Raw genomic sequence first — 8,336 nt, 5'->3', positions numbered from 1 at the left:
CGCAACACCACCGCCTTCGACGCGGTCACCAACGTCCTGGACCGTCACAGCACCGGCCTCGACGCGATCGACAACATCCTCGGACGCAACACCACTGCCTTCGCGTCTATCGCGGAACATCTAACTCGCGGGCTTGCCACGCCGACCGTTCTCCCCGGGTACCAAGACGCCGCCCGAAGAGTGCTGAAGAGACTCGATACTGATGTCGAGGAAGACGACCTCGTGCCGTTCACCCCATCAAAGGACGACTCCGCATACGAGATGCTCGCCGGTGCGGCTCCGGAGATAGCAAGCGCGATCGACGACGCCGTCAAGGTCGTGAAGACTTCGTTCTGGTCCCGGCGAGTGGTCCGAAACTCGCTCGCATGGCTCGTGATCTCGCTACTCGTCACCGTGTGGGTCGCCTCAGGTTTCCTGCCCGCACCCCTGGGCAGCCTGCTGGGCGGACTGTATGGAACGGGGCAGGCCGTACTACAGGTGAAGAAGCGCTTGGGCCCCCCTCCGAAATCGTCGTCGCACGATGACGTGGCACCGACGACGCTGGACACTGACACGCCATCCGACCAGGACTAAAGCCCGCGTGCGCGAATTGTGTGCCAGAATGAAGTCATGCGGTCGAGGTCCGGCCGTGAGCACGGATCGCGGAGGCCGTCATGCCCCAGACTTCACCCATCCAGGTTCTCGATACCCATGCCGACGAGGTTCGCTCCTTTGTCGTCCACCGAGTACTAGATGTCCACGACCGCTTCGCCGACGCACATCAGATGTCGGGAACGAACTACGGATACGTCTTCGGCGGCCAGTGGCGTGACCTCCTAGACGCTGTCCGCAAGGCGGCGACAGATCGCGGCTACCGGACGTACAGTCTCCCTCCGGGGGGTCAACGGCTTCCCGTTATCAACGGCTGCTTGCTGTACGCATGGCGTGTCCCGGACTCCGCGCGAACGGTCTCGTCCTTTGCGTCGAGCCCCACGCGGAGGAGTGGCTTCACCGCGCCGCCACTCGACCCGATGCTCTTCGAGCCGGGCTTCACCGGCGAGGCTGAGGAGCTTGGCGACTGGTTGGACGACCTCGAGCTAAAGGGCGTGGTGGGCGAGGCTCAGGCCGTTATGCCGCTCGTGCTCGTGATGGTGAGATCGACCCCTCGCAGGCTGCAGTCGATCGACTGGGCGGTCGCTGAGCTCGAGGTGGATCGCCGCGAAGTGATCCTGCACGGGCTGGAGACCATCTGGGAGCCGGAGCCGATTGACGGCGCGCTCACTGCCAGCGTCGATTCCTTCGACAGCGGTACTCCCACTGGTCCGAAGATCGAGCCGCAGGAGGAGGCGAACCGTCCCGATGCGTGAAGATCTACCCGGCCTGTTCGACCTACTCAACTCCGGGCAGGCTCACGGCCGTTTCGAGCCGGCGCGGCTGACCCAGGCGCGCCTCCGAGTCGGCATGAAGAAGACCGACCTGGCCGCCGAGGTTGGTGTGTCAGCGGCCGCCATCGGTCAGTACGAGGCAAGTGTGAACTCACCCCGCCCCGACGTGCTCGACCGTCTTGCGAAGGTTCTGGACGTCCGTCCGGAGTTCTTTGGAGCGGGGCGACCACTCGCTCGCGTCGACACGGTGCACGCCCACTTCCGGAGCCTGCGGTCAGCACGCGTGAGTGACCGGCAGAGGGCGCTTGCCACGGCCACCCTAATCTGGGAGCTGACCTTCACGCTGGAGAAGTACGTCAAGCTCCCCGAGGTCGACCTTCCAACCGTGGAGAAGGGCACGACGCCGGCGGACGCTGCCGCGCTCCTTCGCGCGCATTGGGACCTGCCCGACGGGCCAGTCAAGCACCTGACCGCAACGGCGGAGTCGCGCGGCATTGTGATCGTGGTGCGACCCCTCGCGGAGATTAACGCCGTTGACGCCTTCTCAACCGTCATCGTGGAGCGTCCCATCGTCGTAAGCACGCCACGCCGTAGCGAGAACGTCTTCCGCCATCGCTTCTCGATCGCCCACGAGATCGGGCACCTGCTGCTGCACGCCGACTCAGAGGAGTACAGCTCAGCGGCCGAGAAGGAGGCCGATTCCTTCGCCGCTGCATTTCTGACGCCAGCAGCCTCGATGGATGCGGTACTTCCCCAACGCCTCGATCTGGCCGCGCTCGACCGCGTGTCCCGAACCTGGGGTGTCTCTCCCCACGCGCTCGTCCGGCGCATGGTCGAGCGCGGCAGAACGACGGAGTCCTCAGCCCGGCGCGCGTACCAGCGGCTGAAGATGCTCGAAGATCCCAACGCCGACCCGACCAGCGCGTACCCGGGAGAGAGACCGACACTGCTGACTAAGGCCGCAGAGCTCGCCGCAGACCACGGCGCAGGTGTTCCTGCTCTCGCCCAGGCGTTACGGATCAGCCCTAGGCACATTCGAGACCTGCTTGGGGATGCGGATCAGCGCCCTGCGCTCCGTCTGGTCGGCGACGAGTAGGGCCTCCCAGGAGTCGAGGAGTCTACGGCCTCTAGCGTTGGTCCGTCCCGCAAGCCGAACCACCACCAGGACGGAGTCCGGCATCGCCCGGCCTCAGGGTCACGGCCCCGACTCGTGTCCCGTAAGACCTGTTCGGTGGCATGCCCGGTGAGGGCACGCTATCCGGCACACCTGCCGGAGTCCCGGAGGACGGTCGCGTGCTTCCGGCTAACCGGCGGCCGCTAGGTAGCGGTAGACCGTTGCACGCGACACCCCAAGCGCCTTGGCAATCTGTGTTGGGCTCTCGCCATTGGCGCGGCGGGCGCGGGCGATGGCGAGCTTGTCGGGGTCCATCACTCGAGGTCGCCCGCCCGTGCGTCCCTGTGCTCGGGCGGCTGCGAGGCCGGCCATGGTGCGTTCTCGGATGAGGTCACGCTCGAGCTCGGCGAAGGCGGCCATCATCGTGAAGAAGAACTTCCCCTCCCCCGTAGCGCTGTAGGTGCCGGCCAACGTCCCGGTGAGGACGCTTAGACCGATACCGCGGTCACTGAGGTCGTCGGCGACCGTGAGGATGTCCTTGGTCGACCGGCCCAGGCGGTCAAGCTTCCAGACGACCAGGGTGTCCATGCCGTCGCGCATGTATTCCAGCGCCGCGGCGAGCCCCGGGCGATGGCTCGATCGGCTGCTGATCTTCTCCTCGAAGATCTTGATGCATCCGGCTACCTCGAGGGCGTTGCGCTGCAGCTGGGCGTCCTGGGCGTTGGTGGAGACCCGGGCAAGGCCGACAAGGTTCTGCGTCACGCCGCCAGCGTCTCACAAACTGTCGCAGAACCGCCTAAGACTCGTCCGGTTTTGAGATGAGTTTTGGACGCACCAGCCCTCGCTCGCCCACCCTCGCCACGTCGTCTCACTAACGATCGTTTGTTGACCGCGGAGGTGATGGATCACTGAGATGTCTACTGACGCTGCCCAGCCGAGGTGCCCGGCGAGGCTCTACCCTCGGGCCGCCTCGTGAGTCTTAGGCAGGCCTGGCCGGTCGTAACTCGTCAAACCAAACCTGCATACAGCTCATCGGTGATGAGTTCAGAATGTTCCACTCTCAACTGCCCAGGTCCAACGCGCGACTCGAACGCGGTAAGGACCAAACCGACGCCGGTGGCGGAGGGCGTCAGGACCCCACCGAGGCCGAGAAAGTGGGCAGCATGGCCAACGGCCTGACACGCCGTGCGGTCCTCATCGGTGATATCCGTCAGCTCCAGTCCAACCTGGGCTTGCGCGGCTTCTGTACGCAGGTCGAGTACCGACAGTTCGCGCACGTCGATCGTGTGGAGAGTCCGCCCTCCGCGGGCTCGCAGGAAGTCGGAGACAGTCAAGTCCTGCGAGCTCGCCATGCGGGCAAGCTCGGCCATGCACGCGGCGACGGGGTGGGCCAGGTAGATGGCACCAAAGACGCCTGGGGGGTTCCAACGCCCTCCGAAGATGCGCGCTCCTGCCCCAGACAGCGGATCCCGCTGACCGGCTACATGCCGATAGGTCGTGCCACTCCATGGAGTAGGGCCGAGATCGTTGACCCGCTGTACGAGTTCTTCGTCGAGCGTGGGAGTCACATCACCACGCCGTCGGCCATCGCCTCAATGAGGCCAAGGACGTCCCTGTAGTGGCCAGCGCGGATGCGGTCGGCAGGCGAGTCGTGTTCGAGCAGTCGGTTGGGTGACGTCATCCACAGGTTGACCTTGTCCGCGGGCAGCACCTCGGTAACTACGTCTGCGACGTAGGCAAGTTCGATGAGGCGCTGTTTGTTGAGCTTCTGTGGGACGACTTCACCCCTGGCCCAGCGAGAGACCGAGCGAGGGGAAGCGTCGACGATCGATCCGATCTCCTCCTGAGTGAGGCCTAGCGTTGAGATCAGATCAGTGACGTGGTGGGCAAGGGCTCCGGCAGTAGCCACGGTGTGTCACCTTCTATGGCGGGGTTCTGTCCTCTAGTCTGTCACACTAGTATCGCCGAACGGTAGATGGAGGCATCTCATGGGTGTGGCGTTCCAGCTCGGTCACAGCGACCACAAGGTCGTCGAGGATTTTCTCCTGCGCCAGCCCGCGGGGGTCTCGGCGATCACGCTGCACGCGAAGGCAGCGCGTCACCAGCAAGCTGCAGCCGAGGCGGCTATCGCGGTCGGCGTCTCGGTCTTCTACAACCCTGCAACGGAACGGCTGGCAGCTCCTGGGTACGCCATGCCCGAGGCTCCCTTCTACGCGCACGCACCTTACGACGTAGATCTCCTCGCCAGCGACGCAGCGGCTCGCGCTCGACTCATAGACCTCGTGATCGAAGGCCACCCCGCGTTCACCACAGCGATCACACCCCCACACTTCTACGTCAACAGCATGAGATCGGCGAACCTCAACGCAGCACTCGCGGCTGACACCCGCAAGAGCACCGATAAGCCCATCCAGGCGGTCCTTGTACTCGACCGTCGCTTCGGTCTCAAGGTCGCGGCAGAGCTGGCCGCACAGTACGCACAGGAAGGCATCCGCAACCTTGAGCTTCGCCTCAGCCCCTTCGGTGGTGAAGACGAGAGCATCGCGAAGATCAAGTCCGGGTTCACGATCCTGGATGCCTTCCGAGCCGCGGGAATCACCACGACTCTCGGCTGGTCTGGGAACATCGGCCAGTCCGCGGTGGCTCTGGGACACACCGACAACTACTCGGTCGGCGTGGGGCTGCTCGAGCACGTCAGCCACACGGCAATGATCAGTCGGCAGCGACTCCCTCCGAAGCTCGACGAGAACGGCAAGAAGAAGGGCGGTCCCCAGTTCGAGGGTGTGTATCTACCGGGCATCGCTGCAACCGTCAGCCGAAAGGTCGCCGAGACCCTACTCGGCCACACCGACCTTCGACTCCGCCTGAGCTGCCGCCTCGACGAGTGCCGCGCAAGCATTGACGGACCAACCAGAGCCTCACGTCGCCATTACCTCCATGCCCGCGCTCACGAGATGGACGACCTTCTGAAGAAGCCGGAGCCCTGGCGCGCCACCACCGAAGAGGACCGCTTAGGCCGGGCGCTCGCACTCCGCGACCTGGTCAATGAGAAGTACCGTGCGGGCGACAGCCCAGCACTGAAGACCCGCACCCTGCGGAGCATCCTCGACCTCTCTGGGGAGTCGACCGCCGCTCAGACGGCCTAAGGGCCCTGTCGCCTCCCAGTAGGACTAGACGCCACAACTTCACACCGCGACGATGCATACATGCAGGTCGGCGATGAGGATGGCCACGGCCGATATGGCGCTCTCGATGAGGACGCAGAGGGGCTGCTGTGCCACGAGTGTGGCGGCCGATTCACCCACCTCGGCTTGCACGTCTACAAGGCACACGGGCTCACGGCGAAGGAGTACCGCACGGCGCACGGACTCGGCCGGCGTGGGCTGGTCGCCGAGACCACCAGACGAACCATCGCGGACAACGCACGGCAGCGACTCCCGCTCAATAGCTTGTTCGTCCAGAAGCGGGACCCCTCGAGGGCCACTGCCGCGCGCCTCGCGGCGGGGAGTGTCTTCTCGCCGGCCGGTCTGGAGGCGATGCGGCAGGCGAGCGCGTCTCGGCGTGGGAACCAGCGTCTCGGCACAGTCGTCGCGTGCGAGCAGTGCGGGCTGGAGTTCTGCCCGTTGACGGGCGCCAAGAGGCGCCGTTTCTGCTCACGCTCCTGCGCGTCGAAGTACAACCGAGCGCGCCGGTCTGGCTAGCGAGGGCGGTCGTACCAGCGAACCACGCCGTTGGCGGAGTGTGCCCGGCCCAGGGCGCTTGAGGCTGCATTGAGGGCCGCAGTCGCGGCCTCGAGCTCGGCTGCGGCAGTGATAGTTCCGGTGGCACCGTCGCCCCGGTCGTCCTCTCCCGCGTAGTGAATGCCGTCCACGACGCTGCTGTGCCAGGCGCCAAGTTGTTGGCACACCTGCTCGAGGGAGTCGATGGCGGCGCGCAGCTCCGCGAGCAGGCTGTAGGAGTCGGACGGAACCGGCACGTCGCGTGTCGAGTGCGCCAGGGTCCGTGCAGCCTCCTCGAGTTCCGCAGCGACCGCGAGTTGGCGGTCCTCTTCGTTGATGGCCATGGCTGGTTCCTTTCAGTGACCCATGGGCCGGCCCTGTGGCAGTTCCCGCGCACCGACGCCCGGCCATGGTTGGCCGGCGTTGTGCTTGCGCTCGAGCCGTTCAACTTCGGCCATGACGGCGTGGTTGATGAACTCGCTGAGGGAGCGCGGGCCTTCGATGTGGTTCGTGTGAAGGATGGCGGCCCTCACGCGGGCGGTGTCGTCCTCGTCTTGGTAGAAGCTGACCTTGTGCCGGTACTTCCGCTTCTCCCCCGCCGGCTGGCCGGCTGGCGCAGCCACCGGCCCAGCACCTGGCGGCGGGGGGGCCGCGGGTGCGGCGACCTCGGGACCGGGCGCGCTGGCGGCCGGTGGGGGCGGGTCGGTCGGTGAGAGCCGGGCGAGGCTGGTCTTGCGCGGGGTGGGGCGGCTCATCGCGCGGCCTCCTCGAGGTGGGTCAGGTAGCTGTCGAAGGTCTCCGCGAGGCGATTGGCGACTCGGCTGCCGTACTCGTCCAGTCCGACGCTGGCCTCTGCGGCGTCGGAGAAGACCACGGCCTTGGGCATGGGCGGCTCGAGGATCGTCATGGCGGCGCGGAGCTCCTCGAGCCAGGACTGGCCGCTGACGGTGTTCTGCTCGTGCTGGTTAACCAGGACGCCGGCGATGGTGAGGTCGGCGCGGTAGTTGCGGCGGACGGCGTCGATGGTCTCGTGCAGCTTGACCAGGCCGTTGATGCTGGCCTGCTTGCTCTGGGTGACGATGAGGACGGCGTCGGCGGCGACCAGGGCGTTGATGGTGAGCTGGTCCAGTGAGGGCGGGCAGTCGACGAGGACCAGGTCGTAGCGGTCCGCCACAGTGGCCAGCGCGTCGCGTAGCCGCGACTCGCGGCCCGCGCCGGTCACTACGAGCTCATCGCGGACGACTCCGAGGGTCTCCCCCACCGTGGGCGCGACGTCCAGCCCGTCCCAGGTGCCGGGGACGAGCACGTCGGTCAGCGGCTCGCGGGTGCGGGCGCTGAGGACGTCGGCGACGCCGATGCTGTCCTCGGGGACCTCCTCGCGCGCCGCGATCGTGGTCAGGGTGCCTTGGGGGTCGAGGTCGACGACCAAGACCCGGCGCCCGGCGCGGACGCCGGCACGGGCGAGGTGGTAGGTGGTCGTCGTCTTCCCGACGCCACCCTTCTGGTTACACACGGCTAGTACGAGAGCACTCATCCATTACCTCCAATGCTGTTCACCGTACTAATAGTGGCGTTGCCAGTGTTGGCGCCACACCGTCAGGGCACGATCCCCCGGTCGCGCAGCAGCCGGCGCTGCCGCTCGGCACGACCCTGCTCGCCCCGCTGCTCACACAGCTGGTCGTAGGGCTGGCCATCGGCGATGCCCCGGACGAGGGCGGCGGCGGTCGCCCATGTGGCCTCGTTGTTCGCTTCGGATGCGCGGTAGCCCAGCTCGAAGCCGTGGTCGAGGCCGGCCTCGTAGTAGGCGATGACGAGCTTCTGTATAGCGGCCGGGACCTCCACCAGGCTCGGGACCACCTCGTCTTCATTCATCGGTCGCACCACCGTTACTGGCAATAGTGGTGTTAGTAGTCGCACGGGCTGCCACTGCTTTGATGCGGTCGGGACGGAAGCCGGACCAGTGGTGGGCTTCGTCCTGGTCGACGATGACCACGGGGGCCTCGGTGTAGCCGAGCTCCTCGGTGACGTAGGAGCGTGCGGTGGGATCGCTGGCGACGTCGACGACGCGGTAGGTGAGGCCGGCCTTGTCGAGCTGGCGGCAGGTCATGGTGCAGCGGATGCACTCGGGTGTGGTGTAGA

General features: G+C 66.2%; 11 protein-coding genes and 1 pseudogene. 4 read left to right on the top strand and 8 right to left on the bottom strand.

All coding sequences use genetic code 11. The features are described from left to right. From DSZ44_RS18465 to DSZ44_RS16895, 3 genes are all read left to right on the top strand, one after another. A partial coding sequence (locus tag DSZ44_RS18465; protein ID WP_181424703.1) for a hypothetical protein occupies positions 1–573 on the top strand: 573 nt, incomplete at its 5' end. An 80-nt stretch (positions 574–653) separates the two neighbouring features. Next, positions 654–1,346, top strand: coding sequence for a hypothetical protein (locus tag DSZ44_RS16900; RefSeq protein ID WP_220035247.1), 693 nt, complete (start codon positions 654–656; stop codon positions 1,344–1,346). Further along, complete coding sequence (locus DSZ44_RS16895) at positions 1,339–2,460, top strand: XRE family transcriptional regulator (protein ID WP_110853795.1); 1,122 nt, start codon at positions 1,339–1,341, stop codon at positions 2,458–2,460. Before DSZ44_RS16900 ends, DSZ44_RS16895 begins: the two co-directional genes overlap by 8 nt. A gap of 207 nt (positions 2,461–2,667) precedes the next feature. Here DSZ44_RS16895 and DSZ44_RS16890 read toward each other — a convergent pair whose 3' ends face one another. From DSZ44_RS16890 to DSZ44_RS16880, 3 genes are all read right to left on the bottom strand, one after another. Beyond that, entirely contained in the window at positions 2,668–3,240 is a 573-nt protein-coding gene (locus DSZ44_RS16890) for a recombinase family protein (RefSeq protein WP_110853794.1), read from the bottom strand. Positions 3,241–3,485: 245 nt separating this feature from the next. Further along, a complete protein-coding gene (locus DSZ44_RS16885) occupies positions 3,486–4,046 on the bottom strand; it encodes an RES domain-containing protein (protein ID WP_110853793.1) in 561 nt (186 codons plus the stop codon). Further along, on the bottom strand, positions 4,043–4,387 hold the full coding sequence (locus DSZ44_RS16880; RefSeq protein WP_110853792.1) for a hypothetical protein: 345 nt from the start codon (positions 4,385–4,387) through the stop codon (positions 4,043–4,045). The genes DSZ44_RS16885 and DSZ44_RS16880 overlap by 4 nt, the downstream gene beginning before the upstream one ends. A gap of 79 nt (positions 4,388–4,466) precedes the next feature. On the opposite strand from DSZ44_RS16880, the gene DSZ44_RS16875 reads away from it, so the two are divergent. Continuing rightward, positions 4,467–5,624, top strand: a complete 1,158-nt coding sequence (locus DSZ44_RS16875; RefSeq protein ID WP_110853791.1) for a hypothetical protein — start codon at positions 4,467–4,469, stop codon at positions 5,622–5,624. Between the two features lie 551 nt (positions 5,625–6,175). On the opposite strand, the gene DSZ44_RS16865 is transcribed toward DSZ44_RS16875, so the two are convergent. The 5 genes and pseudogenes from DSZ44_RS16865 to DSZ44_RS16845 form a co-directional block, all read right to left on the bottom strand. Next, positions 6,176–6,541, bottom strand: coding sequence for a hypothetical protein (locus DSZ44_RS16865; RefSeq protein ID WP_110853789.1), 366 nt, complete (start codon positions 6,539–6,541; stop codon positions 6,176–6,178). 12 nt (positions 6,542–6,553) lie between these two features. Continuing rightward, positions 6,554–6,952 carry a ParB family protein gene (locus DSZ44_RS16860; protein WP_110853788.1) on the bottom strand — a complete coding sequence of 133 codons (399 nt, stop codon included), beginning with the start codon at positions 6,950–6,952 and terminating at the stop codon, positions 6,554–6,556. Continuing rightward, entirely contained in the window at positions 6,949–7,710 is a 762-nt protein-coding gene (locus DSZ44_RS16855; RefSeq protein ID WP_258369665.1) for a ParA family protein, read from the bottom strand. Before DSZ44_RS16855 ends, DSZ44_RS16860 begins: the two co-directional genes overlap by 4 nt. Positions 7,711–7,793: 83 nt before the next feature. Next, positions 7,794–8,069 (bottom strand): hypothetical protein, encoded by a 276-nt coding sequence (locus DSZ44_RS16850; RefSeq protein ID WP_146237600.1) that lies wholly within the window; start codon positions 8,067–8,069, stop codon positions 7,794–7,796. Further along, positions 8,062–8,328 (bottom strand): annotated as a pseudogene (locus DSZ44_RS16845) (glutaredoxin domain-containing protein); the annotation flags it as partial. The gene DSZ44_RS16850 and the pseudogene DSZ44_RS16845, both read right to left, overlap by 8 nt. Positions 8,329–8,336 lie beyond the last annotated feature (8 nt).

Origin of the sequence: Georgenia satyanarayanai (assembly GCF_900116375.1) — a bacterium.
Lineage (GTDB): Bacteria > Actinomycetota > Actinomycetes > Actinomycetales > Actinomycetaceae > Oceanitalea > Oceanitalea nanhaiensis.
This window is presented reverse-complemented; position numbering and strand designations above follow the sequence as displayed.